Source organism: Streptomyces sp. R21, assembly GCF_041051975.1.
Taxonomy (GTDB): Bacteria; Actinomycetota; Actinomycetes; order Streptomycetales; family Streptomycetaceae; genus Streptomyces.
The window spans coordinates 3,509,567-3,526,597 of sequence record NZ_CP163435.1 but is presented as its reverse complement, the minus strand read 5'-3'; the positions used below and the strand labels follow the sequence as shown (position 1 = coordinate 3,526,597).

At 71.5% G+C, this 17,031-nt stretch carries 12 protein-coding genes; 3 read left to right on the top strand and 9 right to left on the bottom strand.

Features of this window, described 5'->3' with window-relative positions:
• Nucleotides 1–54: 54 nt before the first annotated feature.
• Nucleotides 55–1,392, top strand: coding sequence for a TOMM precursor leader peptide-binding protein (locus AB5J56_RS15655; protein WP_369233336.1), 1,338 nt, complete (start codon nucleotides 55–57; stop codon nucleotides 1,390–1,392).
• Nucleotides 1,385–2,731, top strand: a complete 1,347-nt coding sequence (locus AB5J56_RS15650) for an ABC1 kinase family protein (RefSeq protein WP_369233335.1) — start codon at nucleotides 1,385–1,387, stop codon at nucleotides 2,729–2,731. Before AB5J56_RS15655 ends, AB5J56_RS15650 begins: the two co-directional genes overlap by 8 nt.
• Before the next feature lie 87 nt (nucleotides 2,732–2,818).
• On the opposite strand, the gene AB5J56_RS15645 is transcribed toward AB5J56_RS15650, so the two are convergent.
• From AB5J56_RS15645 to AB5J56_RS15625, 5 genes are all read right to left on the bottom strand, one after another.
• Nucleotides 2,819–3,046 (bottom strand): hypothetical protein, encoded by a 228-nt coding sequence (locus AB5J56_RS15645; protein ID WP_369233334.1) that lies wholly within the window; start codon nucleotides 3,044–3,046, stop codon nucleotides 2,819–2,821.
• 109 nt (nucleotides 3,047–3,155) lie between these two features.
• Entirely contained in the window at nucleotides 3,156–3,482 is a 327-nt protein-coding gene (locus AB5J56_RS15640) for a hypothetical protein (RefSeq protein WP_369233333.1), read from the bottom strand.
• Entirely contained in the window at nucleotides 3,479–3,847 is a 369-nt protein-coding gene (locus AB5J56_RS15635) for a WhiB family transcriptional regulator (RefSeq protein WP_369233332.1), read from the bottom strand. The genes AB5J56_RS15640 and AB5J56_RS15635 overlap by 4 nt, the downstream gene beginning before the upstream one ends.
• A 175-nt stretch (nucleotides 3,848–4,022) precedes the next feature.
• Complete coding sequence (locus AB5J56_RS15630) at nucleotides 4,023–4,346, bottom strand: hypothetical protein (RefSeq protein ID WP_369233331.1); 324 nt, start codon at nucleotides 4,344–4,346, stop codon at nucleotides 4,023–4,025.
• A 163-nt stretch (nucleotides 4,347–4,509) separates the two neighbouring features.
• Nucleotides 4,510–6,705, bottom strand: coding sequence for an ATP-dependent DNA helicase UvrD2 (locus AB5J56_RS15625; protein WP_369233330.1), 2,196 nt, complete (start codon nucleotides 6,703–6,705; stop codon nucleotides 4,510–4,512).
• Between the two features lie 185 nt (nucleotides 6,706–6,890).
• Between AB5J56_RS15625 and AB5J56_RS15620 the strand changes: the two genes are divergently transcribed.
• Nucleotides 6,891–7,133 carry a mycoredoxin gene (locus tag AB5J56_RS15620; protein ID WP_369233329.1) on the top strand — a complete coding sequence of 81 codons (243 nt, stop codon included), beginning with the start codon at nucleotides 6,891–6,893 and terminating at the stop codon, nucleotides 7,131–7,133.
• A 98-nt stretch (nucleotides 7,134–7,231) separates the two neighbouring features.
• Here the strand turns inward: AB5J56_RS15620 and nudC are convergent, their stop codons facing one another.
• The 4 genes from nudC to AB5J56_RS15600 all read right to left on the bottom strand — a co-directional run bounded on the left by nudC (nucleotide 7,232) and on the right by AB5J56_RS15600 (nucleotide 16,974).
• Nucleotides 7,232–8,182: an NAD(+) diphosphatase gene (gene nudC / locus AB5J56_RS15615; protein WP_369233328.1), complete on the bottom strand. Its 951-nt coding sequence runs from the start codon at nucleotides 8,180–8,182 to the stop codon at nucleotides 7,232–7,234.
• Between the two features lie 107 nt (nucleotides 8,183–8,289).
• Nucleotides 8,290–9,702, bottom strand: coding sequence for a dipeptidase (locus AB5J56_RS15610; RefSeq protein WP_369233327.1), 1,413 nt, complete (start codon nucleotides 9,700–9,702; stop codon nucleotides 8,290–8,292).
• 10 nt (nucleotides 9,703–9,712) lie between these two features.
• On the bottom strand, nucleotides 9,713–13,315 hold the full coding sequence (locus tag AB5J56_RS15605) for a UvrD-helicase domain-containing protein (protein ID WP_369233326.1): 3,603 nt from the start codon (nucleotides 13,313–13,315) through the stop codon (nucleotides 9,713–9,715).
• A 164-nt stretch (nucleotides 13,316–13,479) separates the two neighbouring features.
• The gene (locus AB5J56_RS15600; protein WP_369233325.1) at nucleotides 13,480–16,974 is read right to left on the bottom strand and encodes an ATP-dependent helicase; all 3,495 of its coding nucleotides are present in this window, start codon (nucleotides 16,972–16,974) and stop codon (nucleotides 13,480–13,482) included.
• Nucleotides 16,975–17,031: the final 57 nt, after the last annotated feature.

Here is a 17,031-nt window from a genome sequence, read left to right as displayed (position 1 = left end):
AGGACTGACATCCACCGACACACGGGGAAGCTCTGAGTACGACGGGGGTCGGTCATGCATCCGATGGTGAAACCCGCGCTGCGGCGCGGCTGGCGGGATCTCAACACCGTGCAGTTCGGGATGGCGCCCGCGCACGCGATGGTGCTGGGCCCGATGGACACGGCGACGGGCAGTTTCCTCGCCCTGCTCGACGGAACCCGCGGGCTGCCGCTCCTGCGGGACGAGGGCCGCCGGATGGGTCTGCCCGACGGCCATGTCGACGGTCTGATCGAGCGGCTGGGCCAGTCCGGTCTGCTCGACGACGCGACCGGAGGCGGCCAGGCCGCGGACACCCTGCGCAAGAAGAAGGCCGTTCTCGACCGGCTGCGCCCCGACCTGGCATCACTCGCCCTGGTCGCCCGCGAGCCTGGCGGCGGCCTGAAGCGTCTGGCGGCGCGCCGCTCACTGCGCGTGCAGGTACGGGGCGCGGGCCGGGTGGGCGTGGTCCTGGCCGCGCTGCTGGCGGGGGCGGGCGTGGGCGAGGTGGATGTGCGGGACGGCGGCTGCGTCGAACCGTGGGATGTCGCCCCGGGCGGCCTGCCCGCCGACTCGGTCGGCGAGCGCCGGGAGGAGGCCGCTCGGCGTGCGGTGCGGCGGGCGGCACCTGATCGGCCACCACGGCATGGCCGGGCGCGGAAATCCCCGGGCGGACCGGCGCAGGTGGCCCCCGGACGCGGGCCACGATCCTCCGACGAGGGACGAGAGCCAGTGCCGCCACCCCATAGCGATCCGGTCCACGCCGCACCCCTGGGACCGGCCGATGAACCGGCCCACGAACCAGCCCATGAACCGGCGCAGGAATTCGGGTGGTCGCTGGTGATCCTCGCGCCGCGGGACGACCTGGCCGTCCACGCCCCTGATCCGGCCGCCGCCGAGTCCCTGATCACATCGGGGACACCCCATCTCTATGCGGGAGTCGTAGAGGGAACGGGAGTCGTCGGCCCTCTGGTCCTGCCCGGCGACACGGGCTGCGCGGGCTGCCTGGAACAGGACCGCGTCGACCGTGATCCCACCTGGCTACGGCTCGTCGCCCAGTGGCGCTCCGGCCGGCCGCGCCACGTACCGGCGTGCGACCTCACGCTGGCGACCGCCGTCGCGGGCCTGGCGGCAGGGCATGCGCTGGCCTTCCTGGACGGCGCGTTGCCCTCGAGCGCGGGGGCCCGCTGGGAGGCCGCGGTGCCCGGATTCGACTGGCATCCGCGCCCGGTCTGGCCGCATCCCGCATGCCTGTGCGGGGCGATGGAGAAAGGTAAGGGGGATCACACCTCGGAGGATGGGGAGCCGCACGAGACAATGGCCGGGCAACAGTCGTACGCGGCACGGCTGTCCGGTACTTGGAGGGCGCATGTCTGATCTTCCCCGGAAGGCGGTCACCCGGACCGCCAAACTCGCCGCTCTACCGCTCGGCTTCGCAGGGCGGGCGACCTGGGGACTCGGCAAGAGAATCGGCGGGAAGTCCGCGGAGATCGTGGGCCGCGAACTCCAGCAGCGCACGGCGGAGCAGCTCTTCAAGGTGCTCGGCGAGCTCAAGGGCGGCGCGATGAAGTTCGGACAGGCACTGTCCGTCTTCGAGTCGGCGCTGCCCGAGGAGGTCGCGGGACCGTATCGGGCTGCCCTGACGAAGCTCCAGGAGGCAGCTCCTCCGATGCCGACACGCACCGTCCACTCCGTGCTGGAGCAGCGGCTCGGAGAGGACTGGCCCGAGCTGTTCCTGGAATTCCAGAACAATCCGTCCGCGGCGGCCTCGATCGGTCAGGTGCATCGCGCGGTGTGGCACGACGGCCGCGACGTCGCTGTCAAGGTGCAGTACCCGGGCGCGGGTGAGGCCCTGCTGTCCGACCTGAACCAGCTCAGCCGGTTCGCCAGGCTCCTCGGCCCCCTGATCCCGGGAATGGACATCAAGCCCCTCATCGCGGAACTGCGCGACCGGGTGTCCGAGGAACTCGACTACGCACTGGAGGCACAGGCCCAGGCGGCACACGCGGAGGAGTTCGAAGGCGACCCGGACGTACTGGTGCCGATGGTGGTCCACCAGTGCGACCAGGTCCTGGTCACCGAGTGGATCGACGGGATACCTCTGTCGGAGGTGATCGCCGACGGCAGCCAGGAACAGCGTGACCGCGCGGGCCAGCTGCTCGCCCGGTTCCTCTTCTCCGGCCCCGCGCGCACCGGCCTCCTGCATGCCGACCCGCACCCGGGCAACTTCCGGTTGCTGCCCGACGAGAAGGGCGGCTGGCGGCTGGGCGTCCTCGACTTCGGCACGGTCGACCGCCTTCCGGGCGGTCTGCCCACCCCGATCGGCGACTCCCTGCGGATGACCCTTGAGGGCGAGGCCGAGGCGGTCTACGAACTGCTCTGCGAGGAGGGCTTCGTCAAGGAGTCCATAGAGCTCGACCCCGACTCGGTCCTGGACTACCTCCTACCGATCATCGAACCGGCCCTGGCCGACGAGTTCACCTTCACCCGCGGCTGGATGCGCAGCCAGGCCGCCCGAATCGCCGACCCCCGCTCCCCCGCCCACCAACTGGGCAAGCAGCTCAACCTGCCCCCGGCGTATCTCCTGATACACCGTGTGACCTTGAGCACCATCGGCGTCCTGTGCCAACTCGGCGCGACAGTCCGCCTGCGCGACGAACTGGAGGAGTGGCTGCCGGGATTCCTGCCCGAGGAGGAACCGGCTGTGGAGGCGTGAGGTCGGGCTGTCTGCTGACGTGGACTTGAGGGAGGGAGGGGGCGGGGGGGAGGCCCCCACCAGGTGCTCTCGCCAGAGGAAGCCTCCCTACCACCAAGCCGAATCCAGCCGCCCCTCGATCGCCCTGAGGTTGGCGCGTGCGCAGCTGTCGCAGAGGTAGTGGCGGGTGCCGTTCTCCATGGAGCAGGTCCAGGTCGGCCGGGGGCCGTCGGCCTGGGTCCCGCAGCTGGCGCACACGAGAGGCTGGGCCTCCTCGGCCGCGTCGGGCCGCGGCAGAGAGCCGGTGCTGTCACTGTCCCCGGGAAGACTCGTCACCTGGTGACGATATCGCCGAGGTCTGTGGTTGTGCGGGCACAACGCACCGCGGGGGCAGGTCCGTTCGGACCTGCCCCCGCGAGGGGTTACTGCCTGCGACTGTCGTCGGTTACTGCATGACGGCCATGGCCAGCGCGCGTCGGGCGCGCATCGAGGCGCGCTCGGCACGACGCTGCATCCGGCGGGCAGTCGCCAGGCGCAGCGCCCGGCGTTCGCTCTCGGCCTCGTGCAGCCGGTCGTGCATATGCGCACGAGCCAGGGCTTCTGGGATGAGTTGCATCTCTCGGGTCCTGTTCTGACGCGAGTCGTTCGCGTCGGTGGTGGTGGTGAAGTCTGGGATCGCGGAGCCTGCGGGCTCGCTCGTGGACGGCTTCATCGGGGCCTGCTTCTTGGGGTCGTGCGTCAGGGGGCGGTCGATCGTTCCTCGGGTGTTCATGCCATGACCGGGTTCTTGCGCGGGCGGCCACGCGGCCGCTTCCGGGCGACGACGACACCCTGGACGAAGAGCTCGCCACCCCAGACGCCCCAGGGCTCACGCCGCTCCTTGGCGCCGGCGAGGCAGGCCTCCATCAGCGGGCAGGTGCGGCAGAGGGACTTGGCGTACTCGACGTCGGCCGGGGACTCGGCGAAGAAGACCTCCGGGTCGTACGAGCGGCAGGGGACGGGTACGCCGAGGTTCTCGATGGCGTCGTCGAGCGCGGTGAGCGCAGTGAGCGGGATCAAGGTGGAGTCCTCCGTGAGGCCGGGCGGGGGGATCGTTTCGGAAGGCGGTACGGACGGGGCGTGCGCTTCGAGTTGCACGGTTGGTTTTCCTCGTCTGGTCGTGCCGGCCGGGTTGGCCGGTTGGCGGCTGGTACCGGGTTCTTTTCTTGTCCCGAGGCCCCTTCGCTCCGCCGTCCCCGGTCGGGGACAAACAGAAGGGCCGCGGATCCCGGGTGGGGTTCCGCGGCCCTGAAGGCGCCGGCCTGATCGAAGATCAGGCTGGATCACTCCAGGGTTCAGGCCCACGGAAGGCCCACATCGTGTGGTGCTGCTTCGTCTGCTTCTGGGATCCGGCACCGGTTGCGGCAAAGGCATAGGCCTGCGCTTCTGCCACTACTGCTGCTTCCAGTGCCTGGGTCGGTCGCTCATTGCGCTCACGGATGGGAAGACCCGCGAGAGACAGGGAGGACGCCGGCCGGACGGCAGGAATGCCGGACAGACCGGTGCCCAGGTTCGAGACGCCGAGCATGCACGTGGAGACGACCGAGCAATCGGTCATTTTGACAGTGCTGATGAAGCTGCGGTTGATGCTGATCACTGGAATCGCCTCCTCTCGGCGTCTTGGGGGACTGGGGTGAGCCAGTCCGACGAATATTAAGTACAGCACGGAACCGGGGCCTTCGAGAAGGCCTCCGTTCGCGTGTTAAGAACCTATGGGGATTGCTGGGGCATGCGCAAACTATTTTTTCGACGAGTTTGTATCAGTCATCTTCCTCGTCTCCCTCAAGCTCTTGACCTGCACAGATGGCCAGTACGTCGGCTCCGAAGCGGTTGAGCTTGCGTACGCCGACGCCTGGGATCCGCGCCAGCTCGCCCTCGTCGTCGGGCACGGTCTCGGCGATCGCCATCAGGGTCTTGTCGGTGAAGACGCAGAACGCGGGCTGTCCGCTGCGCTGCGCCTGTACCGCTCGCCACTCGCGCAGCCGCTCGTAGAGGCCCTCGTCCATGTCTGAGGGGCAGTCGTCGCAGCGCATCAGCTTCATCTCGGCGGCCCCGTTCAGCGTGTGGCCGCAGACGCGGCAGCGGGCCGGGGTCCGGCTGGTGCGTCGCACGGCGGTTCCGCCTCTGCTCCCGGTGCCGCGCTCGATGCCGCCCGCGCCGCCTGTGCTGCCGCGGCCGGCGGTGGTGACGGATCCCGGGCGCAGGCCGTCGAGGAACCGGCTGGGACGGCGATTGGGGCGGCCGCCGGGTGAGCGGGAGAGGGACCAGGAGACGTAGAGGCGTTCTCTGGCCCGGGTGACGCCGACGTAGAGGAGGCGGCGTTCTTCCTCCACCTGTTCGTCGGTTTTCGCGTAGGTGATCGGCATCATGCCTTCGGCGACGCCGACGAGGAACACTGCGTCCCACTCCAGGCCCTTGGCGGAGTGGAGGGAGGCGAGGGTGACGCCCTGGACGGTCGGGGCGTGCTGGGCGCTGGCGCGCTCGTCCAGTTCCGCCACGAGGTCGCTCAGGGTGGCGCCGGCTTTGGCCGTGGCGAAGTCCTGTGCCAGGTGCACCAGGGCGGCCAGTGATTCCCAGCGTTCTCTGACGGCGCCGGAGCCGGCGGGAGGTTCGGTGGTCCAGCCTTCGCCCGACAGGACGGCGCGGACCTGTGAGGGCAGGTCGACCGCCTCGTCGAGGAGGGAGTCGTTGTTTCCGAAGCGGGCGGCACCGCGCAGGGCGACGCCCGCCTTGCGTACCTCGGGGCGGTCGAAGAAGCGCTCGGCGCCGCGCAGCTGGTAGGGCACGCCGACGTCTGCGAGGGCTTGTTCGTAGATCTCCGACTGGGAGTTCGTGCGGAAGAGGATGGCGATCTCGCCGGCGGGGACTCCGGAGGCGATGAGATCGCGAATGCGACGGGCGGCGCCTTCGGCTTCGGCGGGTTCGTCGGTGAACTCGGTGTAGCCGGGCTCGGGGCCCGCTGCGCGTTGGGAGATCAGTTCGAGGCGGTGGTCGGCGGCGCGTCCGCGGGCCTGGGCCAGCAGGCCGTTGGCGAGGTGGACGACCTGAGGGGTGGAGCGGTAGTCCCGGACGAGTTTGACGACGGTGGCCGCCGGGTGGCGGGTGCGGAAGTCGAGAAGGTGGTCGGGGGTTGCACCGGTGAACGAGTAGATCGTCTGGCTGGCGTCGCCGACGACGCAGAGGCTGTCGCGTTCGCCGAGCCACAGGTCGAGGAGGCGTTGCTGGAGGGGGCTGACGTCCTGGTACTCGTCGACCACGAAGTGCTGGTACTGCGAGCGGACCTGTTCGGCGATGTCGTGGCGGTCCTGGAGGACGGCGACGGTGAGCAGCAGGACGTCCTCGAAGTCGATGACGGCTCGGTCGCGCTTGAGGTCTTCGTACGTTCCGTAGAGCTGGGCGATCTCGGCGGGGTTGCGGGGGGTTTCGCGGCCGGCTTTGGCGGCGGCGGCCGCGTAGTCGGCGGGGATGGTCTGGGTGACCTTGGACCATTCGATCTCGGCGGTGACGTCGCGCAGCTCGCCGCGGTCGAGGCGGATGCGGCAGGCTGCCGCGGCGTCGGCGACGAGTTGGATCTTGCGGTCGACGAGCCGGGGCATGCTTCCGCCGACTGCTTTCGGCCAGAAGTACTGGAGCTGGCGCAGTGCGGCGGAGTGGAAGGTGCGGGCCTGGACGCCGGCGGCGCCGAGTTGGCGGAGGCGGCCGCGCATTTCGCCGGCGGCGCGGTTGGTGAAGGTGACGGCCAGCACGCTGGAGGGCTGCAGTATTCCGGCGCGCACTCCGTAGGCGATGCGGTGGGTGATGGCTCGGGTCTTGCCCGTGCCGGCGCCTGCCAGGACGCACACCGGTCCGTGCAGGGCGGTGGCGACTTCGCGCTGCTCGGGGTCGAGCCCGTCGAGCACCGCGTCGGCCGAGTCCGGAACCTGCGGGAAGAGGGTGGAGTGCGTTGCTGATGTCACCCCGCCATGCTGCCAGGTCGTCGGAGGCGGGTGAGCCGGTTGTCCACAGGGAGGCGCCTGTAGTCGTACTAATGAGGCAGGCGCCACAGTGGGCCGTGCGATACCCCCTGCGGGAATGGCAGCCGCGTCCCGTACGTTCCCCTGACTGCGAGTACGCACCCCAGCAGCAAAGGAGCGCCAGAGACATGCCGGGCACTGTGACGATGTACAGCACCACGTGGTGCGGCTACTGCCGTCGGCTGAAGAGCCAGATGGACCGCGAGGGCATCACGTACGACGAGATCAACATCGAGCAGGACCCGGCGTCCGCGGCGTTCGTGGAGAAGGCGAATGGTGGGAACCAGACGGTTCCCACCGTGCTCTTCCCGGACGGTTCGACGCTCACGAATCCGTCGCTGGCGCAGGTCAAGCAGAAGATCAGCGTCTGAGCGCTACGTCTTCGGCGCGCGCTCCGGCGGCGGCCGCAGGCGAAGGGGCTGTTCTCGAACCGACTCGAGGACAGCCCCTTTCGTATGCGCTGTGCGGGTCAGGCAGCCGCGCTTCCGGGCCTGGGCAGGGGCTTGCCGTACCAGAGCTCGATGAGGCGGGCGGCGATCGAGATGCCGTAGGGCGGCAGGACCTCGCCGGATTCGAAGGCGGTGCGCAGGTCCTCGCGGGAGAACCAGCGGGCTTCGTGGATCTCCTCGCCGTCGACGTTGATCTCGGAGGAGGTGGCGCGGGCCATGAAGCCGAGCATCAGGCTGGAGGGGAAGGGCCAGGGCTGGCTGGCGACGTATTCGACCTCGCCGACGGTGACGCCCGCTTCTTCGAAGACCTCGCGGCGCACGGACTGCTCGATGGACTCGCCGGGTTCGACGAAGCCGGCGAGGGTGGAGAAGCGGCCTTCGGGCCAGTGGACCTGGCGGCCGAGGAGGATGCGGTCGTCGTCGTCCGTCACGGCCATGATCACGGCCGGGTCGGTGCGCGGGTAGTGCTCGGCGCCGCATGCGGGGCAGCGGCGGATGTGGCCGGCCGCCGCGATGACGGTGCGCTCGCCGCAGCGTGAGCAGAAGCGGTGCAGGCGCTGCCAGTTCTCCAGGGCGACGGCGTGCACCATCAGGCCGGCGTCGCGCGGGGACAGGAGGAGGCCTGCTTCGCGCAGGCCTGCGGGGCGCGCGGACTGGTCCATGCGACCGGGCAGGGCGTCCTTCTGGAGTGCGAAGTAGCTCACACCGTCGTCGTCGCTGCCGAGGAAGTAGCGGTGTGCTTCGGTGAGCGGGGCTTCGAAGGAGGGGGTCATGACGAGTTCGGTGGTGCCGTCGGCCGTCTCGTCGATGAGGACCTGGCCGCCGGAGACCACGAAGACGCGGGTCGTGGGGTGGCTCCATGCCGCCGCGAGCCAGGCCTCGTCGAGCCGGTGGTGGGCGGCCCGGTCGATGCCGCTCGGGGCGGTGAGCGAGATGGGACGGTCGGCGGTGTGGTCGGTCCAGGTGGTCACGGGTGCTTCCAACTCCCCCGGTGGAACGGTTATTTCGGCGGGCGGTTCAGCAGGGCATGCGGCGGACGTGCGTGGGCGTGTGGTGGGACGTGCGCGGGAGGCCTTCTTCAGTGTGCCTCTCGCCAGTTCTCGGCCAGGTCCGTCCACAGGTGGGCGGAGGTTTCGACGCCTTTGAGGAGCAGGTCGAGTTCGACCTTTTCGTTGGGGGCGTGCCAGCCGTCGGACGGGACGGAGATGCCGAGGAAGAGCACGGGTGCGCCGAGGACTTCCTGAAGGTCGGCGGCGGGCCCGGAGCCGCCTTCGCGGGTGAAGCGGACCGGCTGTTCGAAGGCGCGGCCCATGGCGCGTGCGACGGACTGGAGGGCCGGGTGGTCCAGGGGGGTCAGGCAGGGGCGGGTGGCCGCGCCGAAGGTGATCTCGTGGCGGATGCCCGGGGGCAGCTGTTCGGCGGCCCAGGCGCGTACGGCCTTCTCGATGTGGTCGGGGTCCTGTCCGGCGACCAGTCGGAAGGAGAGTTTGACCATGGCGGAGGACGGGATGATCGTCTTGCTGCCGGGGCCCTGGTAGCCGCCGCCGATGCCGTTGACCTCGGCGGTCGGGCGGGCCCAGATGCGCTCCAGGGTGGTGTGTCCGGCTTCTCCGTGGGTGGCGGAGGACTTGGCCGTGCGCAGCCACTGGGCTTCGTCGAAGGGCAGTTCGGCGAAGAGTTCGCGTTCGCGGTCGGTGAGTTCGGTGATGCCTTCGTAGAAGCCGGGGACTGCCACGCGCGCGTGCTCGTCGTGCAGGGCGGCGACGAGGCGGGCGGCGGCGGTGGCCGGGTTGGGGACGGCGCCGCCGAAGGAGCCGGAGTGGATGTCCTGGTCGGGGCCGTGGAGCTGGATCTCGCATTCGGCGAGGCCGCGCATTCCGGTGCACACCGTGGGGGTGTCCTCGGACCACATGCCGGTGTCGGAGACGATCACGGCGTCGGCGGCGAGGCGCTGGGCGTGTGCTTCGACGAGGGTGCGGAAGTGCGGGGAGCCCGATTCCTCCTCGCCTTCGATGAGGAGTTTCAGGTGGACGGCCGGGGTGGTGCGTCCGGTGGCGGCGAGGTGGGCGCGGACGCCGAGTGTGTGAAAGAACACCTGGCCCTTGTCGTCGGCCGCCCCGCGCGCGTGGAGGCGGTTTCCGATGATTTCGGGCTCGAAGGGTTCGGTGTTCCAGCCGTCCTCGCGGGCGGCGGGCTGCACGTCATGGTGTCCGTAGACGAGGACTGTGGGGGCCCCTGGGTCGTCGGAGGGCCATTCGGCGAAGACGGCCGGGGCGCCGTCGGTCGACCAGACCTCGGTGGTGGGGAAGCCGGTCTCGCGCAGCTTGGCGGCGAGCCAGTCGGCGCTGCGCCGTACGTCCGCGGCGTGGTCGGGCTGGGCGGACACCGAGGGGATGCGCAGCCACTCGGCGAGGTCGTCGAGGAAGGCGGCGCGGTGGTCCTGGATGTATGTGCGGACGGTGCTGACGGCGCTGTCAACGGGCTTGCTCATGCTCACGAGCCTATCCGCCCGCCGGGGCGTGTTCGTCCGGTGGTTCCACCGCGGTCTCTTCCTGTGGCTCTTCCAGGAGCAGCCGCTCCAGGGCGGCCCGGTCGGGGAGGTCGTCGGGGCGGACGACTTCGCCGCTGCGCACGTAGAGGAAGGCGGCTTTGACGGACTCTGGCGGTACGCCGTGCTGCTCGGCCCAGGCGAGCCGGTAGAGGGCGAGCTGGAGGGGGTCTGCGGTGCGGGTGCGGTTGGTCTTCCAGTCGACGATCTCGTACGTCGTGGTGTCGCCGTCGTGCTCCCGGTAGACGGCGTCGATGCGTCCGCGGACGATGCGTCCGGCGATGGCGAGCTGGAAGGGGGCTTCGATGCGGTAGGGGGTCCGGTGGGCGTAGGGACTGCGTTCGAAGGCGTCCTTGAGGGTCTCCAGGTCGCGTTCGTCGGCGATCTCGGCCTCGCTGCCGGGTAGCTCGTCGGGTTCCAGCAGGGGCAGCCGGAGCTCTTCGAAGCGGGATTCCACCCAGGCGTGGAAGCGGGTGCCGCGGCGGGCGGCGGGCTGCGGGGGGTGCGGCATGGGGCGGGCCAGTTCCTGCGCGAAGCCGTCCGGGTCGGCGGCCAGGCGCAGTAGCTGCGAGGCGGTGAGCGAGGGCGGCAGGGGTACGTCGGTGACGCTTGCGCGGGCGCGCAGCAGTTCTCCGGTGAGGGCGTCCAGGTCGCGGTCCCAGGAGGCGAGGGTGCGGGCCTCTTCGGGGGTGAGGCGGGTTTCGGCGGGGTGGCGGCGGGCGTGCGGGACGGTCGGGGTGTGCGTTGTTTCGTCGTCGGGGAGGGGCACGCGTGCGTGGGGGGCGTGTGCGGGGCGGTCCGTGGTCCAGGAGTCCCAGTCGGAGTCGTCTGCCCCGGAGTCGTCGACCTCATGGCCGTCGACTTCGGGGAAGCCGCTCCCAGGGGCGCCGTCGCGGGTGCCGTCCTCGGGGTAGCCGTCTTCCTCGTACAGGGGGTCTTCGTAGAGGGGGTCCTCGTAGAGGGCTTCGTCGTCGTCCGGCGGGGGTGGCCAGTCCGGGTCCTCGTACGAGGTGGAGTCGGGGTCGGCGCCGGGGTGGGTGTCCTCGTGGGAGGCGGCCCGTTCGAGGTGGGCGAGTACGGTCTCGGCGGCCGCGCGACGGCGGGCGAGTGCCGTGTCGTCGAGCGGGAGCGGCCAGGCGTGGTCGCCGTTCGCCTGGTGGAGTGCCGGGTTCTCCTCGTCCTCGGCGGGCTCGTCCGCCCATGCCTCGATGTCGCCGTGTCCGGCGGCGCAGTGTTCGTAGAGGGCGTGGAGGAAGTCGGAGGGGCCGCGCGGGCGCTTCTGGGAGGGGCCCCACCAGTGGCCAGAGCCGAGCAGCAGGGAGCGGGGGCGGGTGAAGGTGACGTAGCCGAGGCGGAGTTCCTCGGTGTGCTGGTGGTCCTTCATGGCCTCGTGGAAGGCCTTCATGCCCTTGGCGTCCCAGGCGTCGATGTCGGGCAGTGTGTCGGCGTCGCCGCGCAGCTCGTGCGGCAGGACCTTGCCCTGGGCGGTCCACTTCTCGCGGCCCTGGGTGCTGGGGAAGGTGCCGGTGACCAGTCCGGGGACGGCGACGACGTCCCATTCCAGGCCCTTGGACTTGTGTGCGGTGAGGACCTTGACGGTGTTCTCGCCGCCGGGGAGGGCGTTGTCGAGGCCCTTCTCGTACTGCGCGGCGGTGCGCAGGAAGCCGAGGAAGGCGAGGAGGGTCGCTTCGCCGTCGCCCGCGGCGAAGGACGCCGCGATGTCCAGGAAGTTGGACAGGGTCTCGCGGCGGCGGGCGGCCAGCGCGTGCGGGGACGCGGAGAGCTCCACCTCCAGGCCGGTGACGGCGAGGACGCGGTGCAGGACGTCCATCAGCGGGTCGGCGAGGGAGCGGCGCAGGTCGCGCAGCTCGGCGGCGAGGCGGGCGAACCGTACGCGCGCGTCCGGCGAGAAGGGCAGTCCGTCGTCGTCCCCTGCGGCGTCTAGGGGCATTTCCAGGAAGGTGTCGAGGGCGTCCGCGAGCGATATCACCTCGGACGGGTCGACCCCTTCGACGGCGGCGGCGAGCCGGCGGTCCGGGTCGTCGTCGGCGCGCGCGTGTGCGTGGGACACGAGCAGTCGGGCGCGCCGCCCGAGGAGGGCCAGGTCGCGGGCGCCGATCCGCCAGCGTGGGCCGGTGAGCAGGCGTACGAGGGAGGCGTTGGCGCCGGGGTCCTGGAGGACTTCGCAGACGGCGACGAGGTCGGCGACCTCGGGGAGGTGCAGCAGTCCGGAGAGGCCGACCACTTCGACGGGGATGTCGCGGGCGACGAGGGCGCCCTGGATCTCGGCGAAGTCGGTCGCGGTGCGGCACAGGACGGCGATCTCGCCGGGTGCCTTTCCGGTGTGCACGAGGTGGGCGATGGAGTCGGCGAGCCAGTCCATCTCCTCGGCGTGGGTGGGCAGGAGCGCGCAGCGGACGGTGCCGTCGCGTTCGGCGCCCGGGGCGGGCCGGAGGGCCTCCACTCCCGCGTGGAGGGCGCGCAGCGGCTGCGCGAGGCCGTTGGCGAGATCGAGGAGGCGGCCGCCGCTGCGGCGGTTCTCGCTGAGTGACTGGCGTTCGGCCTCGCTGCCGTCGGCCTTCGCGAAGTGCTCGGGAAAGTCGTCGAGGTTGGCGACGGAGGCGCCGCGCCAGCCGTAGATCGCCTGGCAGGGGTCGCCGACGGCGGTCACCGGGTGGCCCGTGCCACCGCCGAACAGTCCGGCGAGCAGCACGCGCTGGGCCACCGAGGTGTCCTGGTATTCGTCGAGGAGGACGACGCGGAACTCGTCGCGCAGGATGGCGCCGACTTCGGGGCGGGTGTCGGCGAGGGTCGCGGAGAGGGCGATCTGGTCGCCGAAGTCGAGGAGGTCCCGCTCGCGTTTGGCCGCGCGGTAGCGGCTGACGAGTTCGGCGAGTTCGCGGCGGGCGGCGGCGGCTTCGGGGACCTTGCGCAGGTCGGGGTTGGTGAGCTTGGCGCCCTCCAGGGAGCGCAGCAGTTCGCGGTCGTAGGCGCGCAGGTCCTCGGGGCGTACGAGGTGTTCGGCGAGCTCGGAGTCGAGCGTGAGGAGGTCGCCGACCAGATCGGGGAAGGAGCGGGTCAGCGCCGGGTAGGGGCCCGGGGCCTCGCGCAGCACGCGTGCGGCGAGCTGGTAGCGGGTGGCGTCGGCGAGGAGGCGGGAGGTCGGTTCGAGCCCGATGCGCAGGCCGTGGTCGGTCAGCAGGCGGCCGGCGAAGGCGTGGTAGGTGGAGATGACCGGTTCGCCCGGCGGGTTGTCCGGGTCGATCACGTCGGGGTCCGTGACGCCGGCTCTGATGAGGGCCTTGCGGACGCGTTCGGCGAGTTCGCCCGCCGCCTTGTTGGTGAAGGTCAGGCCGAGGACCTGTTCGGGGGCGACCTGTCCGGTGCCGACCAGCCACACCACTCGGGCGGCCATCACCGTGGTCTTGCCCGATCCGGCTCCGGCCACGATGACCTGCGGGGCGGGCGGTGCGGTGATGCAGGCCGTCTGCTCCGGGGTGAACGGGATGCCGAGGAGCTCCTTGAGCTGATCGGGATCGGTGATGCGGGCGGGCACGTCAGAGAGGCTAGCGGCGCGCACTGACAGCGGGGGCCACATCGGCCGTCGGGGCGGGAGAACCGCAGGTCAGCACGTGTGGTGCCGTATGTCACTCGGCTGCTGGCCGCGGTGTGCGGTGCGACGGTGTACCGGCACGTCGTCCTATGGCGTGCCGGCTGGTGTCACTCGACCACGTGCCGCCCCTCGGGCCGTGCGCTGCACGACGCCCGGAACGCGCAGTGCGTGCAGTGCTGCCCGGTGGTCGGCGAGAACCGCTCGTCGAGGACCTTGCCTGCGGCGACGGCCAGGAGGTCGCCGGCCCACTCCCCCGAGAGGGGTTCCTGGGACTGCACCTTGGGCAGCGTCTCGCCGCCGTTCTTCTTGGCGGCGCCCTGGCGCAGCTGGACGAGTTCGGCGCCGCCCGCTTCGGGGCGCACGCCGTCGAAGGCCTCGTCGACGGCGCCCTCTCGGACGGCGAGCTGGTAGACGGCGAGCTGCGGATGGTGGGCGACCTCGGCGGCGCTCGGCGCCTGCTTGCCGGTCTTGAAGTCGACCACGTAGGCGCGGCCCTCGGTGTCCGCCTCGACGCGGTCCATGGAGCCGCGGATGCGTACTTCGTAGGAGCCCGCTTCGAGGGTCACGTCGAAGTCGTGTTCGCTGGCCACGGGCGTACGTCCGGGGCGGGCTCCGTTGGAGTCGACGTGCCACTTCAGGAAGCGTTCGAGCGCGACGCGTGCGTTCTCCTTCTCCTGTGCCGACTTCCAGGGCGCGTCGAAGGCGAGCGCGTTCCACACGGAGTCGAGGCGCTCCATGAGGACGGCGAGGTCGGCGGGGGTGCGTCCGGAGGCGACCTCGTCGGCGAGGACGTGCACCACGTTGCCGAAGCCCTGGGCGGCGGTGGCGGGCGCGTCGGCCTTCACCTCGCGGCCCAGGAACCACTGCAGGGCGCAGGTGTTGGCGAGTTGGTCGAGGGCGCTTCCGGAGAGCACGACGGGCTGGTCGCGGTTGCGCAGCGGGACTTTGCTCTCGGTCGGCTCGTACATGCCCCACCAGCGGTAGGGGTGCGCGGAGGGCACGAGGGGGCGGCCGTCCTCGTCGGCGAGCGCGGCGAGCCGGGCCAGGCGGCGGGCGGCGGCCTCCCTGAGGGTGTCCGACACGCGCGGGTCGACGGTGGTGGCGCGCAGTTCGGCGACGAGCGCGGCGACGGACAGTGGTCGGCGTGGGCGGCCCGTGACGTCCTTGGGTTCCACGCCGAGTTCGGTGAGGAAGCGGGAGGGCTGGTCGCCGTCGTCGGCGGGGGCCTTCACCGCGGTGACGACGAGGCGTTCACGCGCGCGCGTGGCGGCCACGTAGAACAAACGGCGCTCTTCGGAGAGCAGTGCTCCGGGGGTGAGTGGTTCGGCGAGGCCGTCGCGTCCGATGCGGTCGGCCTCCAGCAGGGAGCCGCGGCGGCGCAGGTCCGGCCACAGTCCCTCCTGGACGCCGGCGACGACGACGAGGCGCCATTCCAGGCCCTTGGAGCGGTGCGCGGTCATCAGGCGTACGGCGTCGGGGCGTACGGCTCTGCGGGTGAGCGTGTCGGCGGCGATGTCCTGCGCTTCGACCTCCTCCAGGAAGTTGAGGGCGCCGCGTCCGCCGGTGCGCTCCTCTGCGCGGGACGCGGTCGCGAACAGCGCGCACACCGCGTCCAGGTCGCGGTCGGCGTTGCGCCCGGCGGCGCCGCCGCGCCGGGCGGCTCGCTCCAGGCGCTGCGGCCACGGAGTGCCGACCCACAGCTCCCACAGCGCTTCCTCGGCCGTCCCGCCGCCGGCGAGGCGCTCGCGTGCTTTGCGCAACAGGGCGCCGAGGCGCTGGGCTCCGCGCGCGTACGCCGGGTCGTGCGCGACCAGGCGCTCCGGCTCGGCGAGCGCCCGCGCGAGCAGTTCGTCGGAGGGCGGCGGCACGTGGTTGCCTGCCGCCCGCTCCTCCTCGCGCAGGGCGCGGCCCAGCCTCCGCAGGTCGGCGGCGTCCATGCCCGCCAGGGGCGAGGCGAGGAGGGTGAGCGCGGTTTCGGTGTCGAGCCAGGGCTTGGCGGGGGACGAGGCTTCGGGGGTGGCAGATTCGGTTGCGGGTTCCGCGGGGTCGGGGGACGGGGCGTCGGCCACGGCCGGTTCAGCCTCGGAAACATCGGGCTCCTCCGACTCCGACACCGACACCGGCTCCGGCTCCGGCTCCGGCTCCGGCTCCGGCTCCGGCTCCGGCTCCGGCACAGCCTCAGCGATGGCCACCTCCTCGCCCTCCCCCGCCACCGCTTGTGCCACCGCCCGCAGCGCCGACAGCAGGGGCGCGACCGCCGGTTCGTGCCGGAGGGGAAGGTCGTCGCCGTCGATGTCCAGGGGGACGCCGGCCGCGGTGAGGGCGCGGCGGACGGACGGGATGGTGCGGGCGCCGGCACGGACCAGGACGGCCATGTCGCTCCAGGGGACGCCGTCCTCGAGGTGGGCGCGGCGCAGGATGTCGGCAATGTTGTCGAGTTCCGTGCCGGGCGTCGGGTAGGTGAAGACCTCGACGCGGCCGCCGTCCCGTACCGGGGAGAGTTCGCGGTGGGCACGTACCTTCTGCGCCGGGAGGCGGGTCAGCGGCATGCGCTGGGTGAGCAGGCGGGTGGCCGTCAGGAGGGTGGCGCCCGAGCGGCGGGACGTCCTGAGCACCTCCACCGGCGCCGGCGTGCCGTCCTGGCAGGGGAACATGGCGGGGAAGTCCAGGATGCCGTTCACGTCGGCGCCCCGGAACGCGTAGATCGACTGGTCGGGGTCTCCGAAGGAGATGAGGGTGCGTCCGCTGCCCGCGAGGGCCCCCAGCAGCCGTACCTGTGCGGGATCGGTGTCCTGGTACTCGTCCACGTAGACGGCGTCGTACTGCGCGGCCAGGTGTTCGGCGACGCCGGGGCGCCCGGCGAGGAGCACCGCGCGGTGGACGAGTTCCGCGTAGTCGAGCACTCCTTGCAGGTCGAGAACGTCGAGGTACTCGGCGAGGAAGGCCGCGGCGGCGCGCCAGTCGGGGCGGCCGATGCGGGCGGCGAAGGCGTCGAGGGCATCCGGGCCGAGGCCCAGCTCGCGGCTGCGGGCGAGGACGGCGCGGACCTCGTCGGCGAAGCCGCGCGTGGTCAGGCAGGCGCGCAGTTCGTCGGGCCAGCGCACATGGGCGAGGCCGAGCCGTTCCAGGTCGGGCTGCCCGGCGAGCAGCTCGCGGACGGCCACGTCCTGTTCGGGGCCGGACAGCAGGCGCAGGGGTTCGACGAACAGGTCGCTGTCCTGGTGGGCGCGGACCAGGGCGTAGCAGAAGGAGTGGAAGGTGGTGGCCTGCGGGGCGCGGGCTGCTCCTATGCGCAGTGCCATGCGGTCGCGCAGTTCGACGGCGGCCTTGCGGCTGAACGTCAGCACCAGGATGCGTTCGGGATCGCCTCCGCGGGCGATCCGGGCCGCCACGGACTCGACGAGTGTGGTCGTCTTGCCGGTACCCGGACCTGCGAGGACGAGCAGAGGGCCGCTCCTGTGGTCAACCACCGCGCGCTGCCCTGCGTCCAGACGAGGGGGGTCCACCGGGACCGGCGGGGTACGCACCAGTCGGTACGCGCCGCGGGTCCCCTGTCGCACCTGGGGGTGCGGCAGGCGCCTGGTGGAAGAAGAGGAGCTCACGTGGTTCGCCGGCCTTGATGGTTGTGCTGGTTGGAGGGCTGCCGCGCGTGGAGGGCG